Source organism: Winogradskyella eximia, assembly GCF_003386165.1.
GTDB lineage: Bacteria > Bacteroidota > Bacteroidia > Flavobacteriales > Flavobacteriaceae > Winogradskyella > Winogradskyella eximia.
The window spans coordinates 175,139-193,767 of record NZ_QRDV01000003.1 but is presented as its reverse complement, the minus strand read 5'-3'; the positions used below and the strand labels follow the sequence as shown (position 1 = coordinate 193,767).

Genomic DNA, 18,629 nt, shown 5'->3' with positions numbered 1-18,629 from the left:
ACAAAGTGATGCTTTTGGATGTTGAACGTTAAAATTTAATACAAATAATTCCATTTTAATTGGGCTTAAAAGGGATTGAAAATAAGTCTGTGATTTTAAAAACAGAATGTAATCTATTGAACGTGTTGTGTTTGTCTTAATCTGTTGTGTAAAGTTTTGGGTATAAAAAAAAGCTTCAAATCTTATGGTGATTTGAAGCTTTTATATAAAGTGTAGTTAGATTCTGAATTATTTATTCTTCATCTGTGTTTATAGTTGCTGGTTCTACAGAGCTATCATGTGAGTTGTAATACTCTTCTAATAGATTCATAGTCGCAGTTAATAAATCTTTGGTCTCTACTAATAAACCAAAATATAAAGTTGTATTCTTTGGGCTAGATTCTTCTGTTCTTGTTCTAGCTACTTGTTTTACAATTTTATCGGTTACTAAATCTAACACATCTTTTTTGCGCTTAATAATAGAACCAATTTGTTCAAATGAATGAGAGTCAAAAGCCGCTTTTGTATCATTAAATAAGGTCTCTAATGTAACGTCAATTTCCTTTAATTCTTTAATTTGACTAAATTTAAGTTTCTTGTGATTATTATTAATGTGCTTATGACTTACCTTAGAAATATATTCTAATGATTGTGTCATATCTTCCAAGTATCCTAAAATATTAATATAAAAACTACTAGCACGTAGACTTGTTTCATCAAGATTTTTAATGAAATAGAAAATGTTGTCTCTTAAACTATCAACTTCTTTAGATAATTTATCAACTTGTTTTCTGTTCTTTTTCAGAAGTGATAAATCTTGTTTAGCTAAGCCATTAACAGCATTGGTGTATATTTTATTTCCACGTTTTACAACGTTAGCAATATTATCTGCACTTTCTAAAATAACACCTTGTACAGAGCTACTACCTGTTTCCTTAAGACTATCTTCTTCCGCAATTTTGTTAGAAGACTTTTTATGTGAAACGTAATTTTTGTAAAGAAGGAACGCTGTAATTAATAATAATATTGGAATCATAACAGAAGGATTCCAATTGATTAAAAACACAACGATACCAGCTGCAACAAATGCTCCGAATGCAGTACCAAACCAGCCACCAATAACGTTTAATACTCCAGCCACTCTATAAACAGCACTTTCTCTTCCCCAAGCTCTATCTGCTAAAGATGTACCCATGGCAACCATAAACGTTACGTAAGTTGTAGATAAAGGTAATTTTAGTGAAGTTGCTACAGCAATTAGTACACCAGCCACCATTAAGTTAACCGAAGCTCTAATCATATCAAATGCTGGTGCATCAATACTTTGGTCTTTAGTCATAACCGACGCTGGTTTCTCAAAACTCATATCAATTTTTCCTTGTAGTGATTTAGGTACTAAAACACCAAAATAGTTAGATAATTGAGTTGATCCTTTTACAATTGCTCTAGAAAGGCGGTTAGGCTCAAACTTATCGTGAGTATCACCTTGGCGAGATAAGCTTAGTTCTGTTTCTGCAACAGATTTAGCTTTTTTAGAAAACCATAAAGTAAGTACCATTATGGCACCTGCTATAAATAGTAAATAAGGTTCTGCTGGTACTTTTTTCTCTAAAACGGACATTGACATGCCAGCATCCATTCCTCCAGCAACCCAAGCTTCATAAGAGTGGTATGCAGCCATTGGCACACCAATAAAGTTTACTAAATCATTTCCTGAAAAGGCTAAAGCTAAACCAAAGGTTCCAACTGCAATCACTGCAAGTAAGGAAGTTTTCTTTGTTATTTTTTCGAATATAAATGAGAATAAGGTCCAAAACACAAAACTCCCTATTATAATATAGATTTCGTTACCTTCAACTACACTTTTCATTTCTTTGTAATATGGTGTGCCTTTTAATCCTTTTAAAAAGATAAAATATGTGATGGCAGTTAAAGCAACACCACCGAAAACTACTCCAAAATTCTTTATTTTTTTCTCGTAGTTAAAAGTGAAAATAAGTCTTGAAATCCATTGCACAAGTGCACCAACAGAAAATGCAATTATAACAGATAATAAAATACCACTTATAATAGTTAAGGCGGTATCTGTGGCAATGTATTTTCCTAAATCAGAAAGCGTTTCAGTTTCTGAATGACTTATCTTTATTAATGACATTACAACAGCTGCACCTAATAAATTAAATACAATAGACACCGTTGTTGATGTTGGTAAACCTAGAGTGTTAAAGAAGTCTAATAACAGAATGTCTGTAATCATTACTGCCATAAAAATGAGCATAATTTCTCCAAACTCAAACTGAGCAGGCACAAAAATACCTTTTCTAGCGACCTCCATCATTCCGCTAGAAAATACAGCTCCGATAAAAATACCTAGACTCGCTATAATCATTATAGTTCGCATTGATATGGCTTTAGAGCCAATTGCAGAGTTTAAGAAGTTAATAGCATCATTACTCACACCTACCACAATATCAACTACAGCTAAAACTGTAATGGCAATTAACATTAATAAGTAAATATTATCCATAATTTTTTAATTAAAATAAGTTTGCAAATATCTTTAAACAGTTTAGTCGGTACGTTACCTAATTGTTATTTTTTAAAAGTGAATATCAAAACCAAGTCTAAACGTAATATTGTTTTCATTTCCATCTAAAGTGGTATAACTTAGATCGGATTGTACTTTTAATTTATGACCAACAATATATTTTGAAGCTCCTAAAGTATATTGCGTTATTGGCAATGCTCCTGTTTCTTTTTCGTAATCTAAAGTTGTAAAACGTGCAGCGATTTCGTAATTGCTTTTAAATAAATAACCAGCTTGCAAGTTTAGAGCGTTACCAGTTAATACAATATCTCCTGTAGGTGTGCCATCGGCTTCGGTAGCTATAACATCATCAGCAGTACGTTTAGCATATTCTCCCATAAAAGAAAAACCGTTATACTTAAACATAGCATCTGCAAAAATTGTAGTTTGATTGGTTTCGAATAAAGGCCCATTTTTAGACTCATCCTCAGTAGTAAACATATAATCACCAGCAAATCCTCTTTCTCTTACAGCATCTTGATTGTAGTTGTAAGTAAAACCTAGCATTAATTTTGGTTTAGCTTCACGCTTTAAATCTGATTGTACATAATCACCTTTAGATTTAAAAGTTCCAAAAGGTAGAAATTCTAATCGAGCAGTATATTGTAATCCGCCTTCATTACCTTCGGTAACGTTACGACCTTCACCTTGTGAGATGGCAAATTTTTCGCGCATTAAAAAATCCTTACCTAAGTTTGTTTTGTGTCGTATTTGAATACCTAAATCGCGATCTATATTAAAGCGACTATTTAGCAATGAACGATTTACAAATTGAAGATTGGCAGAAGAGACCACACGCTCAACGTTGCCAGGTAATTTAGTTTGTCCTGCCCAAAGCTCCCAATTGCCGGCAAAATTCCACATAATTACGGCATCTAAAATATAACGAGGAGTATTTCTATTATACTCATTAGCTCCAGCAACATCTCTGTTTGAGAGTCCTAATTCTAATTTGTATTTTAGTTTTGGAGAGTACGCAAAACCATCAAATTTCAATCGTGCTCTACGAACAATAAAATTGTGTTCTGCACTTCCATATTGGTTGCCGTCATAATCCCAAGAGGATATGGAACGTACTTGAAAACGTGGTGCAAATTTTACACTGAATGAGCTGTCTTTGGCAACAAAATTAATTAGCCCTTTACCAAACGAAGTATCGCTAATTTCTTGAGCATTAAGTTTCATTAGCACCGAAATGGCAACAATAGCCATTATACTAAGTCTGAGTTTCATCTAAAATATCAGTTTTTGTCACTGCAAAGAACTTACTTATTTTAAACATGTATGTTTCCATAATGTTAAGTTTTGACATGAAAAAAACTGCCTTGGCCAAAGGCAGTCATTAGTAATCATGATAAATAGTCGACAAAAACTAATAGATTATACGAAACTAATAGGTCTTATAAGACGAACGTAAAGATATATGGGATGTATAACAGAACTGTAACCTTAGTATTAACTTATTATTAAACTTTAATAATAAAATAAAAAGTGTAAAAAGCTAAGAATCAAAAAATTAAGTATCTAATGTAAATTTAATGTTAAGTAATTGTTGCTAAAAAGTTACCAAATCTTTATATTTGGGTATTACAAACTTTAAAACCCGTAATTATGAACAAGAATGTTTTAATGTTGTTCGCTTTTTTAATAGGTATGGTTTCTTTTGCTCAGCAAGAGAGAGCATTAAAACTTAATGATAACACCAATTTAATTGATGTAACTTATTTTCACGACAATGGAGTAGTGAGCCAAACAGGTTCTTATACTTTAGATGGTAAATTACAAGGTGAATGGTTAAGTTTTGATACTGATGGTAACAAGAGTGCTTCAGCAAGTTATGATAATGGGAAAAAAGTCGGCAAATGGTTTTATTGGACAGATAAAACTTTAAAAGAAGTAGATTATACAAACAATGCTATTGTTAGTGTTAACGATTGGAAAAAGGATTCTAAAACATCCGTTGCTCTTCGTCATTAATAAAAGTATTAGAAATAAAAAAAGCATCTCAATTGAGATGCTTTTTTTATTTCTAAGATATTCTACTTGTTACTAGAATCTTGTCCAACCAGTTGCCCAAGATGGCACTGCAGATCCGTTTCCAGCACCTGTATTAGTTCCTTCTGTGTAGAAATCTGTGTTAGTACCAGCGTAATCTGTAATTGTAGTTACGTTTTCAAATTGAATATTAGATATTGTAATATTATCGTTATCTACGTTAGCATTTCCTGCTGGATCACTTGTAGCATTTTTAATTTTAATACCTAAATCAAAGTTAGAAGCAAAGATGTTTTCTAAAGTCCAGTTTCCACCACCTTCTTTAATGTAAAGTGCACCTTCATCACCAGCACCAATAATTGTAATGTTTTTTAATGTTGCAGTCGTTGTTGGTGTTGCATAACCATCATCTCCGTTGTTAGAACCTTCGATACCTGCATGTGTACCTCCTTTGATGTACCAGTTTTCACCTGTACCAGACCAACCATCAGCAAAATCGATAGAATCATCTCCACTATTAATAGATACTAAATATCTTCCGTTTACAGCTCCACCGAAAAATTCGATACCATCATCACCACCTTCAAAAGATTGTACATATTCTAAAGTTGTACCAGAACCCACACCAAATAATGATAGGCCGTTAAATTCTTTAGAACCATTAAATGTTGCTCCTGTATATTCTACTCTTAAGTATCTTATAGAACCAGAGTTGTCTGCATTGTTTGTTCCACCATAAGTTAAGTCAGATACTTCAGCTGTTGCTGTTTGTCCGTTAGAACCACCTTTGTTAGTATTTGCATTACCACAAATTACTAATCCACCCCAATTTCCTGCTGCAGGATTAGCCGCTCCAGATGTCATTACTACTGGATTGTCTTGAGATCCGTTTACATAAATTTTAGCATCTTGAGCTACGGCAATATAAGCGCTAGTTCCGCCAGTTGCTTCAATTAAAGTTCCTGCAGGAATAATTAAAGTTCCTCCAGCATTTACTACAAAAGAACCTGTTAATTTATAGACCTCTGTTGGGTCTAATGTTACAGTTTCGCCGCTGTTAACTTCTCCTTGAAAATCGTTAGGATCAATGGTAACAGGATTGCCACCACCATTTCCTTCGTCATCACTGCTACAAGCAGTTAATCCTAATGTAGCTATTGCTAACATTGATAAAAATAATTTTTTCATTTTAATTGGTTTTTTAGTTTTAAATTAAAGTACAAATGAACGATTCTATGTTTATTTAGTAATTACGTTAGTATTAATTTAGTATTAAATGAAAGCCGATTTTAAGGCTTAATATTAATTGAATGTTAACTACAATTTATAGGTTAATGAGAGGCTATAATCAACACCTTTTGTGTACGATTGAACAATGACGTCTTGAGTGTCTTGAATTCTTTCGATTGCAGGATCTAGTATGTTTCTTACTTTTAAACTTAGACCTAAGTTTTTACTAAGATTAGATTTTAAAGTAAAGTCTAATGTGCCAATAGCTTTGTCAACTAAATTCCCTTTATTATTGGTGCCAATAGCATATAAACGGTCTGAGAAATAGTTGTAAGATAATGTGGCTTGTAAATTCCTATCTTCTGAAAATTCTTTGATATAACTAATATCTCCGTTTAATAATAAATCTGAAGCTCCAGTTAATTCACCACTGTCATTGGTAAAACCAACACTAAGGTCTGTTTCTTTAACAACTTTATCTCTATCAAAATCTTGATCGGTATGCATGTAAGAAGCATTAAACCCTAAAGAGATGGTGTTCTTTAAATCTTCCTCATTAGATATTTTTAAGATATTTTTTCTTATTTCTAATTCACCACCAATTGCAATAGCAGATTCTCCTGTATTTACCCATGAGATATCATTAGTTGCTGAGGCAATTGTGACTTCGTTTATTGGATCTTGAATGTATTTACCAAACGCAGTAACTGAAAAGACTTCATCATTATTAGGGAAGAATTCCCATTTTAAATCGGCATTATAATCCGTAGAAGGATATAAGTTTGGATTTCCAAAAAAGACTTGTGTTACTTCTTCGTATTGAAAAGGTGCTCTTTCTTTAAACTGAGGTAAAGTATATGTTTTACTTGCTGCAAAACGTAAATTTTGTTTGTCGTTTAAAGCATATTTTAAAGAGGTGCTTGGTAGAATTTCAAAGGTGTCAAAATCATTTTTATCACCATTAGGATCTAAAGACGTTTCCCATTCAATTTCTTGAAAGATATATTCTCCACGTACGCCAAATATTCCAGTAAATTTAGGTGAGAATTTATATTCTACAGAAGCAAATGCGGCTTGTATTAATTGATTACCGTTATAAGTCTGTGGATTTAAAACACCAGGTGTTCCTGCAGGACCTCTAAAGGTTTCAATAGTAAACAAACCTTGATTTAAGCTATTTTGATTAAAATAGGCATCTAAATTATTTGGGTCTGCAACAGGCTGTGTTGTATTTCTATTAATTCGGAAGTTGAATTGTGTAGCTTCAAAATCTACATTTTTAAACCTTCCGCTATAGCCTAAGGTTACTTTACCTTTATAGGTGTCATCTTCAGTTTTACCAAATTTATAAGAAGACATTATGTTAGCTGCAAATTCATCTTCTTTTAAATCTTGATAAAATCTATGATTGTCTGATGTTGCTAAATCTGAAACTCTTAAATCTCCATTAATATCTGTATTATCTACAGGTACTAAAGTGTTTTGCATTCTGTCTGGAATAACATTGTTAACCATGTTATAAGAAACTCCCCAATTTAAATCTAACTTTTCTGTAAACGTATGCTCGCCCAATAATTGATTGATAAATATTGAAGTTTTATCATAAGTAGAACGTCTTACAAAACCTCCACCTTCAGAAGCATTATCAAAAATATCAATAACACCAGAAAACTCTTCGTGACTTTGATTGGTAGAATTTATAAATAATGAATTAAAGCTTAAGGTGTTTTTGTTATTGATTTTGTAATTAACGTTACCTAATAAGGTTGAATTTGTTTCGTAAGCGAATTTATCAAAAGTAAAATCTTTACGAGGTACACCTTGTGTACTTACAGAACCTCTTGCTATGCCTTCGCTAAATTTATATCCATTATCAAAAGCTGCCGTAGCAAAAAAGCTTAATCTGCTTTCTTCACCAATATTAAATGAGTCTCCTCCAATTAAAGAAAAACTGTTGTTAATTGGGCTATTAGTATTTGTGTTCCAACTAGTATCAAAATTATATGCCGTTAAGGGATTGTTTGGTTGTGTTGGGTTAGAGAAGCCAGTTTTATTTGGTCCATCTTGTAAATAAAATTCATCTGCATTAAGTGCGTTTGAGTTTCCTGCAACACCTAAACCAATTTCTAAAAAACCATTTCCGTTATAGTTTTTTGAAATGATGTCTATGTTAGCTCCGGCAAAATCTCCGTAATTAAGTGTACTAAATGTTTTTGAAATTGAAATATACTCCACAATGTCAGTAGAGAAAATGTCTAAATTTATATTTTTTCTTGAAGGATTATTTGAAGGTAAAGGCAATCCGTTCATAGTTGTAGAGTTGTAACGATCTCCTAACCCTCTAACATAAATATTTCCTGAACCTTCTTGTTTAGAAATACCAGTTGTTTTTGTAACTGCAGTGGCAACGTCGCTTACTCCTTTTCTAGAAAGTTCTTCTGTACCAATACTCTGCTTAAATTCAACAGCCTTTTTTTGATCTAGTAATAATGCTGATTCGCTTTCTTTTCTTGCTGTTGTGGTAATTAATACTTCATCTAGAGTTGCAGCACTTGCTCCCATAGGAACATTAACTGTTGTTACCTTATTGGCTACAACATCTACTTTTATCTCTTGTGTTTCATAACCTACAAAACTATAAGTTATGGTGTAAGATCCGGCTACTAAATTGCTGAGTTCGTAAAGACCATCAATATCAGAAGTTGTTCCTGTTGCAGTACCTTTAATTAATACGTTAGCAAAAGGAAGCGGTTCGTTGTTAAATTCTTTATCTGTTAATTTACCAGCGATTGAGCCTGTGTTTTGGGCATATGTTGTGGCTGAGATAAGTAGAATAAATAGTAATTGTAATGTTTTCATTAGTTTGTTTTTATCGACGTTGCAAAGGAACTGTGATTACTTTTTGTGTATGTTATACAAAAATTAAAGTTTTGTAATGAAAAGGTTAGATAAGTGTTAGCTTAGTATTAACTCAATTAGCATTAAGGAAACAATGCCATAACATTAAAAATCTATTCGATCTAACTTTCGTTTTAGTTAACAATTCAAAACCATTTTATCTATCTTGCATGCACTAAGAATTATACTATGAACTGGGAACAATTACTCTCTTTAAAACGCTTTGGCGACACCAATAAAAGACTACGAAAAGAACAAGATGAAACACGTTTGGGTTTTGAGGTGGATTATGACCGAATTATTTTTTCATCAGAATTTAGAGGACTTCAAGATAAAACCCAAGTGGTGCCATTGTCTAAAACCGATTTTGTACATACACGTTTAACGCATAGTTTAGAAGTGAGTGTGGTTGGTCGTTCTTTAGGCCGAAGAGTGGGTCAGTTATTATTAAAAAAACATCCGCATTTAGAAAGTGTACACGGTTATAAAATGAACGATTTTGGAGCCATTGTTGCAGCTGCTGCTTTAGCGCATGATATTGGTAATCCTCCCTTTGGTCACTCTGGTGAAAAAGCTATAGGTGCTTATTTTAAAGATGGAAATGGTTCAGAATTTAAAAAGCACTTAACTGAAAAAGAGTATCAAGATTTATGTGATTTTGAAGGTAATGCCAATGGATTTAAGATTCTCACGGAAAGTAGAGAAGGTAGAGAAGGAGGCTTAAGATTAAGTTATGCCACTTTAGGTGCTTTTATGAAGTACCCAAAAGAATCATTGCCTAAAAAACCATCAGATCATATAGTAGATAAAAAATATGGCTTTTTTCAAAGTGAAAAAGCAATGTTCCAAAACATAGCATCAGAGTTGGGTTTAACCAAAAGAAGCGATGATTATGTAACTTATCAAAGACATCCATTAGCATTTTTGGTGGAAGCAGCTGATGATATTTGTTATACAATTATTGACTTTGAAGATGGAATTAATTTAGGTTTAATTGAAGAAGAGTACGCTTTAGAGTATTTAATTAATTTGGTAAGAGGTAGTATTAAAACCGAAAATTATAGTGCTTTAAAGACAACCGAAGATCGAGTAAGTTATTTGCGAGCACTAGCTATTGGACGTTTGATTAATGAAGCTGCTTCACTATTTATGAAGCACGAAGATGATATTTTGGCAGGTAAATTTGAAACTGCTTTATTAGATGTTAGTCAGTATAAAGCACAAATAAAGGATATCATTAATATTAGTATAAAAAATGTGTATCGCTCTAAAGAAGTTATTAATAAGGAAATTGCAGGATATAAAATTCTGAATCAATTATTAGAATCTTTTGGAGAAATGGCGCATCATTATTTTGATAATAAAATGTCTAATTATGATAAACTATTATTTAGCACATTACCAGAAACAGTAAAACTAAGTAATGATTCGTTGTATCAGAATCTTTTAGCTGTATGTCTTTATATATCAAAGTTATCTGATACTAATGCGATGCTCTTACACAAGAAATTACAAGGACAGATATTATAAAAGTGCATTTCATCGAATAAATTTGTTTTTTAACGGTATTTTGTTTTAATTTGCTTAGATTCAAGCTATTAAAATACCTACTTATGAGAAATAATATACTCGGAGGATTAGTCATCTTTTTTGTTGTTGTGACTTGCCTTTTAATGTTAGACGACATTTCTAGTAAAAACGAAGAAAATTTTTCTTACAAAACTATTGAGCTAGAACAGAAGGTTGAAAACCCTACAGACTTAGCTGTTCTTGATGAAGAGGAATAAATTTTCTATTTCTTTTTTTATGGATAACGCATCTAATTGCTGCAGTTGTTGCAATTGGTGAACTGTAGCATGTTCAATAAATTGATCATCGATTCCCATGGTTACAATACTTTGTTTGTAGTGATGCGCATTTGCAAACGCTAAAACGGAAGAAGCAAAACCTCCAACGATAGTTCCATCTTCAATAGTAATAATTGCTTGGTAAGATTTAAAAATCTCATGGAGTAAAGTTTCATCAATAGGTTTAACAAATTGCATGTCATAGTAACCTACAGACGTCTTATCATCTAACATTTCTATAGCATCAACAACATTTTTTAAAACTGTACCAATGGAAAGAATGGCAACGGAAGAGCCTTTCTTTAAACAGATTCCTTTTCCTATTTCTAAAGTTTCAAAAGGCATTTTCCAATTTAATAAATGGTCTCTTCCTCTAGGATAACGAATTGCAATAGGGAAATCAATACCTAACTGAGCTGTATACATTATATTTCTAAGTGCAATTGCATTACTTGGAGCAAAAATTACCAAATTAGGAATGCAATTGAGATACGCCAAATCAAAAACACCATGGTGTGTAGCTCCATCTTCACCAACCAATCCGGCTCTATCTAAACAAAAAATTACAGGTAAGTTTTGAATAGCCACATCATGAATCACTTGGTCGTAAGCACGCTGTAAAAATGTAGAGTAAATATTACAAAAAGGAATGAGACCTTGTGTAGCCATACCTGCAGCAAGTGTTACTGCATGTTGCTCTGCAATACCAACATCAAAAGCACGATCAGGAATAGTTTCCATCATGTATTTTAAGGAACTACCAGTTGGCATAGCTGGAGTAATACCAATGATTTTTTCGTTTTTTAGAGCTAATTCTACAATAGTTTCTCCAAATACATCTTGAAATTTTGGTGGTAGTTTTTCAGAATTGGGTGTTGCAACTAATTCTCCGGTTTTAGCATCAAATTTACCAGGAGCGTGGTATTTCACTTGATCTAATTCGGCTTGCTTTAATCCTTTTCCTTTGGTAGTAATAATGTGTAAAAATTTTGGGCCTTTCACGGTTTTAAGCCGCTCTAATTCTGATAGTAATAATGGTAAATCATGACCATCAATTGGACCAGAATAATCAAAATTTAAAGCTTCAAAAATATTATCTTGTTTCTCTGTCCCTTTTTTTACGTTAGTTAAATATTGTTTTAAGGCACCAACACTTGGGTCAATACCAATAGCATTATCATTTAAGATGACTAGTAAATTAGCATTGGTAACTCCCGCATGATTTAATCCTTCAAAAGCCATTCCGCTGGCAATGGAAGCATCACCTATTACAGCAATATGGTGTTTGTTTTCTCCTTTTAGTTGTGACGCAATTGCCATTCCTAAAGCTGCCGAAATTGAAGTTGATGAATGTCCAACTCCAAAAGCATCATATGCACTTTCACTGCGTTTAGGGAAACCACTTATGCCATTTAGTCGACGGTTGGTATCAAAAACATCCTTTCTCCCAGTTAAGATTTTGTGTCCATAAGCTTGGTGACCAACATCCCAAATTAATTCATCTATTGGAGTGTTAAACACGTAATGTAACGCAATGGTTAATTCTATAACTCCCAAACTTGCACCTAAATGACCTTCTTTTGTGGCAACGATATTGATGATAAAATTACGTAACTCTTGGGCAAGTTGAGGTAAATCTTCTGGCTTCAGTTGACGTAAGTCTATTGGTAAATTGATATGTTTTAGAAGTGAGTTTTTCACGTCGTAAAAATACGAGATTTTATTAGTCTTCAGCCACAAAAATTATTGGTAAGGTATAGGTAACTGAAACATTTTTACCACGCTGTTTACCTGGAATAAATTGAGGTAATAATTTTATAACACGTAAGGATTCTTTCTCTAATTGTGGATGAGGTGCTCTGATTTTTATATCTGTTACATCACCACTTTTGTTAATTGTAAATTTTGCGAGAATTTTTTGTTTTCCTTTAATACCCAAATCACCTTGACCTAAATCAAAATTATTATTAACAAATTCAGTTATTCTTTTAGAGAAATAGTCTTTTTTTTCTGTTTTTGATATGGTTTTTGGTGTATCTATAAATTCTGGAACCTGATCTACAATCAGATACCCAAAAACTACTTCGTCATCATTTATAATAGGTTCGGGAGGTGCAATATCTCCCATTACTTCAACAACTATACCTTTTAAAACGGGAATAGGAATATCAATTTTATCTATTGGATCTGGTTTTTTGGTAATGGTTATGGTTTTAGTGGAATCAATCAGAATATTAGGTGCAGTAATCTCTGGAGTTTCAATGGATTCGGCTTTTAAAGTAGAAATTACTTCTACAGCATCAATTTTCTTCGTATTTCCGTTTTCATCTGAGCAACTCAAAAGAGAAGTTCCCATAGCAATCAATAGGGCTAAAAGAAAGAACTTATGAAAAGACATCCGTTTCTGAAAGATGTGTTGTGGGATTTCAATCCGAATTTGATCTAATTGAGACACTTTAAAACGACCACATATCCTTTTATCACCATTATTATTTAAATATTCCTCAATAGATTGTTGTGGCATTTCTGTAAAATCAATGACAGATTTAGAACACGATTGGCAAAATCGACCTTTTTCATTCGGACTCATTTTAGACCAATCTTCGTGGCATGGTTTTGGAATCGAAATAGAGAAGTTCGTTTTCATAATTAATAGCTTTGTATGTATGCATCAAATTTCTTGCCGCAATGATTTAGAATAATTTTGAAATCGTATTTTTACAACTATGATAAATCCATTTGACGATACCTATTTTATGAAAAAGGCGCTTCAGGAAGCTGAGACTGCTTTTGAAAAAGGTGAAATACCAGTTGGCGCAGTTATTGTTGTAGAAGATAGAATTATAGCACGTACACATAATCTTACTGAATTATTAAATGACGTCACAGCACATGCAGAAATGCAAGCGATAACATCTGCAGCAAATTTTTTAGGTGGAAAGTATTTAAATAAATGTACGCTATACGTAACTTTAGAACCTTGCCAGATGTGTGCAGGAGCATTGTATTGGAGTCAGATTTCGAAAATAGTTTATGGAGCTTCAGACGAGCAAAGAGGTTTTAAAACTATGGGAACAACAATACATCCTAAAACAGAAGTGGTTAGTGGAATTATGGCCAAAGAAGCGTCCGCACTAATGAAACGTTTTTTTATTGAAAAACGCAACTTAAATTAATTGGAGTAAATTTTAGATTTTAAATCTATACTTATTATGAAAATACAGACACTCATTATACTATCATTACTATTTGTTGTTAGTTGTAAATGCAATAAAATCAATCAAAATAACGCTAAAATGCAGATTGTAGAAACTGTTTTAATTTCAAAAGGCAATCTGTACGGTTCGGGATCAGAAGGTATTGCTAAGCAAAACACCGTTATTGAAAATTTGAGTGATTGGGAACGTTTAATAAACCAAATGAATAGCGTAAATAATGTTTCAGAAGGTTTTACGGAAACAAAAATTGACTTTTCAAAATATGCTATTATTGCTGTGTTCAATGATGTAAAAGGAAGTGGAGGTCACACGATAGAATTAGATATTTCTAAAACTTCAGAAAAGACTTTAGTTACAGTAAAATATACAAGTCCTAAAGGCAATGCAACAACTGTAATGACGCAGCCTTATTATATTGCAAAAATTTCAAAACAGGATTTACCAATAGTTTTTCAATAGTATTCTAACGTATTTATAAATTTAATACGCTAATATTAAGGCAAAAAAAAACGCCCAACCATTGGTTGAGCGTTGAAACTTGTAAGATATATACTTATAATACCTGCACGTTTGCAGCTACTAATCCTTTTCTTCCTTCTTCTTCATCGTACTCTACTGTATCACCTTCGCGTAATTCTACGCCATTAAGGTTTGATACGTGTACAAAGATGTCTTTTCCTGTTTCTTCGTTGGTAATGAATCCAAATCCTTTTGAATCATTAAAAAATTTAACTGTTCCAGTCATTATAATATAAATAAAAATTAAAGTACAAAGATAAAATAAAATTAAAACCCAATGTTAATAAATCGTTTTATTTTTAGATGTTTTAATATTGATTACCAATATTTTCTAATTGAAACATGGGTTGTATTTCTTTATTTTATAGTTAGAGTTTCTAAATTAGATTTAATAATAGAAGAAAAATTATTGTTAAGAATTGCGTTGGTTTTCTCTCATTTTATCAAGGTTTTCTTTAGTAAGCATATAGTCTTTAACGTCTTTATCTTTCCATCGATAATATGAAAATAAAGGAAAAACCACAAAAAATAAACCTAGAACACCAAAACCAATGAGTTTTTTTGAATAGTCCAAATTTAAAATTAAACCACAAAGAATACTGGTAAATGAGGCTAAAAAGGCTAAAAACGTAATAATTTTTATGAATTTCATTAAGTGATATTTATTCAAACGCCTAATATAGGCTTAAGATGTAAAATTAATTAATTCGTTTCGATATGCGGTTAGTAATTTAGATTTTGAGACAAACCCATAGTAACAATTGTCTTTTATTACTGGTAAATTCCAAGCTCCACTATCTTGAAACTTCTTCATCACCGTTTTCATATCATCTTTTTCATAATTAATAAAATCTGGAGGGTTGTGCATAAATGTTTCTACTGATGTTGTATTGTAAAGTGATTGATCAAACATTACAGTTCTAATATCGTCTAGGAGAATAATACCAACCAATCGCTGATAACCGTCCACTACAGGAAATAAATTTCTACTCGATTTGGCAACCGCTTTATGCAACATATCTCCTAATGTCATTTCTGGGTTTAGAAGTATAAAATCTTTTTCTATTACACTATCTAATTGCATCATGGTAAGTACACTTTGGTCTTTGTCATGTGTTAATAAATCACCGCGTTCAGCGAGTTCGCGAGTATAAATAGTGTGTTCCATATAATTTTTTGTAATCATATATGAAATAGCAACAGTTATCATCAAGGGTAAAAACAAGATGTAACCTCCTGTGATTTCTGCAATTAAAAATATGGCTGTTAGTGGAGCATGGATAACTCCTGCTATCAATCCTGCCATACCAATTAATGTAAAGTTGGCTTCAGATACTTGATGCCCTAGACCTATGTTGTTTATTATTTTAGCCACCACATTACCTAATGCACTTCCCATTACCATTGTTGGTACAATAACTCCACCAACTCCTCCAGCAGCAAAGGTGGTTGTCATAGCAATAGCTTTAAAGATTGTAAATCCGATGAGTAACACAATGACAACCCAAATATTGTCAATGTATTTGTCAAAAGGATTAGAACCTAATGCATGTAAATAATTACCTTCAAATAAATCTTTGGTAAAACTTAAACCCTCTCCATGAAGAGGTGGAATGAAATATAACATAATACCAATGGCGATTCCACCAACCAAAAGTTTAATGAACTTTGTTTTAAATCGATCAAAAAACGCATAAATAGCAAAGTACATTTTTGTGAAATATATGGATGCAATGCCAGTTGCTAACCCTAAAATCATAAAAAAAGCCGTATCCCTTGGGTTGAATTTTTCAGTAACATTAAAATTAAATAACAACTCATCTCCTAAGAAAAAATAGGACGTTAAAACTGAAGATATGGATGCAATTAATAAAGGTAAAAGTGATGCAAATGTAAGGTCTAAACTAAAAATTTCAACAGCAAATACTATGGCAGCAATAGGAGATTTAAACATTGAGGCGACAGCGGCAGCAGTAGCACAAGCAATAAGTAAAGTACGCGTTTTTTTATCTACATGTAAAACTCGACTTAAATTAGAACTTAATGCAGAACCAGAAGTTATTGCAGGTCCTAATAATCCAACAGAACCACCAAAACCGACCGTTAGAGGAGCTGTTATTAATGGGTGATATATAAGTTTATAAGATAAAAGTCCTTTTTGACGCAATAAAGAATAAAGTAATGAAGGTATTGCTCGTTTTATAAAAGGAGGAATTGATGGGTTTAGTGCTTTTTTAAAGATATACTTTGTAAAAAGATAGACTAGAAATAAGCCAATTACAGGCAAAATAAAATAAAGTTGGTTTTGAGAAAAAATAATTCCTTTTTCTAATGCAGACTGAATTGTGTAGGTAATATTTTTTAAAGTTACAGCAGCAATACCTGTTAATAAACCGACTGCAATACTTAATATATAAACAAAGTTTTTTTGCGATATATATTTGTACCGCAAAAGAAGTAAGTGTTTTATAAAGGGTGTTGTTGGCATCTTTCAAAAAAACGGTCAGGTTTCAAAATGCTATAAATTAGATTTATAGTGCTGACTAAGATGTAAAATTAATTAATTCTCGTCGGTAAGCAGTTAATAATTTTGATTTAGAAATAAAGCCTACATAAATACCATTTTTTACAACAGGTAAATTCCAAGCGCTACTGTCTTGAAATTTTTTCATAATAACCGTCATTTTATCCTTGTCAATATCTATTACTTCGGGTGGTTTTTGCATAATCTCGCTTGCATATACATCATTGTATAACGTTTGATCAAACATTATAGCTCTTAAATCATCTAATAGAATAACCCCTTTTAGAGTTTTGTCTTTGCCATTTATAACTGGAAAAATGTTTCTATTTGATTTAATAACTGCCTTATTAATAATATCTCCTAATGTCATTTTAGTGGTAACACTTATAAAGTTAGTTTCAATAACTTTATTGATGTCCATTAAGGTTAAAATAGCGTGATCCTTATCGTGTGTTATAAGGTCTCCTTTTCTCCCTAATTCCATTGTGTAGACTGAATGTGGAGCAAAATGTTTTGTGATACCGAATGAAATTGCCGCTGTAATCATTAGAGGAATAAATAAATCATAACCACCAGTAAGCTCGGCAATTAAAAATATAGCAGTTAAAGGAGCATGTAAAACGCCAGCCAATACACCAGCCATACCAACAAGGGTGAAATTACTTTCAGAAACGGGAGCATTAAATAAGCCACAATGGTTAATGATTTTAGCGATACAATTTCCCATTATACTTCCCATAAAAAGGGTAGGTGCAAAAATACCTCCAACACCTCCTGCTCCAAAAGTTATAGCACTTGCAATAATTTTAAAAAACACGAGTCCTGCTAAGAGTAAGATAATTATCCAAATGTTAGTTAAATCTAGATTTAAAAAATTGTTTTCTAAAGCTTTTTCTGGATTACCAACAATAAGACTATTCATAATATCAAAACCTTCACCATAAAGAGGTGGAATAAAAAAGATCAATATTCCGATAGCAACACCTCCAACAAGAAGTTTTTTAATTGGTGAATTTAGTTGGTCAAAAAAGATTTGAATTCTTTCATAAACCTGATTAAAATAAATTGAAGTAAATGCTGCGCAGACTCCTAAAAACGCATAAAAAGGTACATCCGAGATTATAAATTTATCTTCAATTCTAAAAGGTAATAAAACATCATCACCAAAGAAAAAATAAGATGTTAATACGGCAGAAAGTGAGGCTAGTAATAATGGTAGCATTGACACCATTGTTAGGTCTAAACTAAAGACTTCAATTGCGAAAATGATAGCAGCAATAGGTGCTTTAAAAATGGAAGATAATGCTCCAGCTGCTGCACAACCAATGAGTAAAGTCTTAGTTTTTTGGTCCATTCTAAAGAGCCTAGAAATATTTGAGCTAATAGCAGCACCTGTAGCAACTGCAGGTCCTTCTAACCCAACAGAACCTCCAAAACCAACCGTTATAGGTGCTGTAAGAATTGAACCAAACATTTGATAGCTTTTTATGATGCCTTTACGTTTGGCAATAGCATGTAAAGTTGAAGGAATCCCATGACTAACTTTTGATCTTATGACATATTTTATAATTAAATAGACTAAAATCAATCCTATTATCGGGAATAAAAAGTAAAAGGCATGATGATAATATTTTACCAATTTCCCTTCTAGCAATAGTTGAATATAGTGCGTTAAATTTTTAAGGATTACGGCACCAACTCCAGATGTAAAGCCAACTAAAGCACTTAAAATGAATATAAACTGTTTATCTGAAATGTGTTTGGCTCTCCAAATAAGTATTTGTTTTAAAATGGTATGTTTAGGCATGGTTATTAGAACTAAAAAATCCTGC

At 32.3% G+C, this 18,629-nt stretch carries 15 protein-coding genes; 5 read left to right on the top strand and 10 right to left on the bottom strand.

The window, feature by feature from the left end; genetic code table 11:
• Positions 1 to 232: 232 nt before the first annotated feature.
• Together DFQ10_RS08980 and DFQ10_RS08975 are read right to left on the bottom strand one after the other, a co-directional pair.
• Positions 233 to 2,506, bottom strand: coding sequence for an inorganic phosphate transporter (locus DFQ10_RS08980; RefSeq protein WP_115817077.1), 2,274 nt, complete (start codon positions 2,504 to 2,506; stop codon positions 233 to 235).
• 72 nt (positions 2,507 to 2,578) lie between these two features.
• Positions 2,579 to 3,799, bottom strand: a complete 1,221-nt coding sequence (locus tag DFQ10_RS08975) for a porin (RefSeq protein WP_115817076.1) — start codon at positions 3,797 to 3,799, stop codon at positions 2,579 to 2,581.
• A 378-nt stretch (positions 3,800 to 4,177) separates the two neighbouring features.
• Here DFQ10_RS08975 and DFQ10_RS08970 point away from each other — a divergent pair, with 378 nt between their 5' ends.
• Positions 4,178 to 4,543 (top strand): toxin-antitoxin system YwqK family antitoxin, encoded by a 366-nt coding sequence (locus tag DFQ10_RS08970; protein ID WP_115817075.1) that lies wholly within the window; start codon positions 4,178 to 4,180, stop codon positions 4,541 to 4,543.
• A gap of 72 nt (positions 4,544 to 4,615) precedes the next feature.
• On the opposite strand, the gene DFQ10_RS08965 is transcribed toward DFQ10_RS08970, so the two are convergent.
• Positions 4,616 to 5,749 (bottom strand): YajG family lipoprotein, encoded by a 1,134-nt coding sequence (locus DFQ10_RS08965; RefSeq protein WP_115817074.1) that lies wholly within the window; start codon positions 5,747 to 5,749, stop codon positions 4,616 to 4,618.
• 129 nt (positions 5,750 to 5,878) lie between these two features.
• Positions 5,879 to 8,650, bottom strand: a complete 2,772-nt coding sequence (locus tag DFQ10_RS08960; protein ID WP_115817073.1) for a TonB-dependent receptor — start codon at positions 8,648 to 8,650, stop codon at positions 5,879 to 5,881.
• A 228-nt stretch (positions 8,651 to 8,878) separates the two neighbouring features.
• On the opposite strand from DFQ10_RS08960, the gene DFQ10_RS08955 reads away from it, so the two are divergent.
• A complete protein-coding gene (locus tag DFQ10_RS08955; RefSeq protein ID WP_115817072.1) occupies positions 8,879 to 10,219 on the top strand; it encodes a deoxyguanosinetriphosphate triphosphohydrolase in 1,341 nt (446 codons plus the stop codon).
• A gap of 83 nt (positions 10,220 to 10,302) precedes the next feature.
• Positions 10,303 to 10,476, top strand: coding sequence for a hypothetical protein (locus DFQ10_RS18575; protein WP_181897612.1), 174 nt, complete (start codon positions 10,303 to 10,305; stop codon positions 10,474 to 10,476).
• Here DFQ10_RS18575 and DFQ10_RS08950 read toward each other — a convergent pair.
• Together DFQ10_RS08950 and DFQ10_RS08945 are read right to left on the bottom strand one after the other, a co-directional pair.
• The gene (locus DFQ10_RS08950) at positions 10,450 to 12,237 is read right to left on the bottom strand and encodes a 1-deoxy-D-xylulose-5-phosphate synthase (protein ID WP_115817071.1); all 1,788 of its coding nucleotides are present in this window, start codon (positions 12,235 to 12,237) and stop codon (positions 10,450 to 10,452) included. The genes DFQ10_RS18575 and DFQ10_RS08950 overlap by 27 nt on opposite strands.
• A gap of 22 nt (positions 12,238 to 12,259) precedes the next feature.
• On the bottom strand, positions 12,260 to 13,183 hold the full coding sequence (locus DFQ10_RS08945) for an energy transducer TonB (protein ID WP_115817070.1): 924 nt from the start codon (positions 13,181 to 13,183) through the stop codon (positions 12,260 to 12,262).
• A 79-nt stretch (positions 13,184 to 13,262) separates the two neighbouring features.
• Here DFQ10_RS08945 and DFQ10_RS08940 point away from each other — a divergent pair, with 79 nt between their 5' ends.
• Positions 13,263 to 13,712, top strand: a complete 450-nt coding sequence (locus DFQ10_RS08940; protein WP_115817069.1) for a nucleoside deaminase — start codon at positions 13,263 to 13,265, stop codon at positions 13,710 to 13,712.
• A gap of 36 nt (positions 13,713 to 13,748) precedes the next feature.
• Positions 13,749 to 14,213, top strand: a complete 465-nt coding sequence (locus DFQ10_RS08935; RefSeq protein WP_115817068.1) for a hypothetical protein — start codon at positions 13,749 to 13,751, stop codon at positions 14,211 to 14,213.
• A gap of 94 nt (positions 14,214 to 14,307) precedes the next feature.
• Here the strand turns inward: DFQ10_RS08935 and DFQ10_RS08930 are convergent, their stop codons facing one another.
• From DFQ10_RS08930 to DFQ10_RS08915, 4 genes are all read right to left on the bottom strand, one after another.
• On the bottom strand, positions 14,308 to 14,499 hold the full coding sequence (locus DFQ10_RS08930) for a cold-shock protein (protein ID WP_020898101.1): 192 nt from the start codon (positions 14,497 to 14,499) through the stop codon (positions 14,308 to 14,310).
• A 186-nt stretch (positions 14,500 to 14,685) separates the two neighbouring features.
• Positions 14,686 to 14,925 carry a hypothetical protein gene (locus tag DFQ10_RS08925; protein WP_115817067.1) on the bottom strand — a complete coding sequence of 80 codons (240 nt, stop codon included), beginning with the start codon at positions 14,923 to 14,925 and terminating at the stop codon, positions 14,686 to 14,688.
• A gap of 33 nt (positions 14,926 to 14,958) precedes the next feature.
• On the bottom strand, positions 14,959 to 16,761 hold the full coding sequence (locus DFQ10_RS08920) for a chloride channel protein (RefSeq protein ID WP_115817066.1): 1,803 nt from the start codon (positions 16,759 to 16,761) through the stop codon (positions 14,959 to 14,961).
• 55 nt (positions 16,762 to 16,816) lie between these two features.
• Positions 16,817 to 18,604 carry a chloride channel protein gene (locus tag DFQ10_RS08915; RefSeq protein ID WP_115817065.1) on the bottom strand — a complete coding sequence of 596 codons (1,788 nt, stop codon included), beginning with the start codon at positions 18,602 to 18,604 and terminating at the stop codon, positions 16,817 to 16,819.
• Between the last annotated feature and the right edge of the window lie 25 nt (positions 18,605 to 18,629).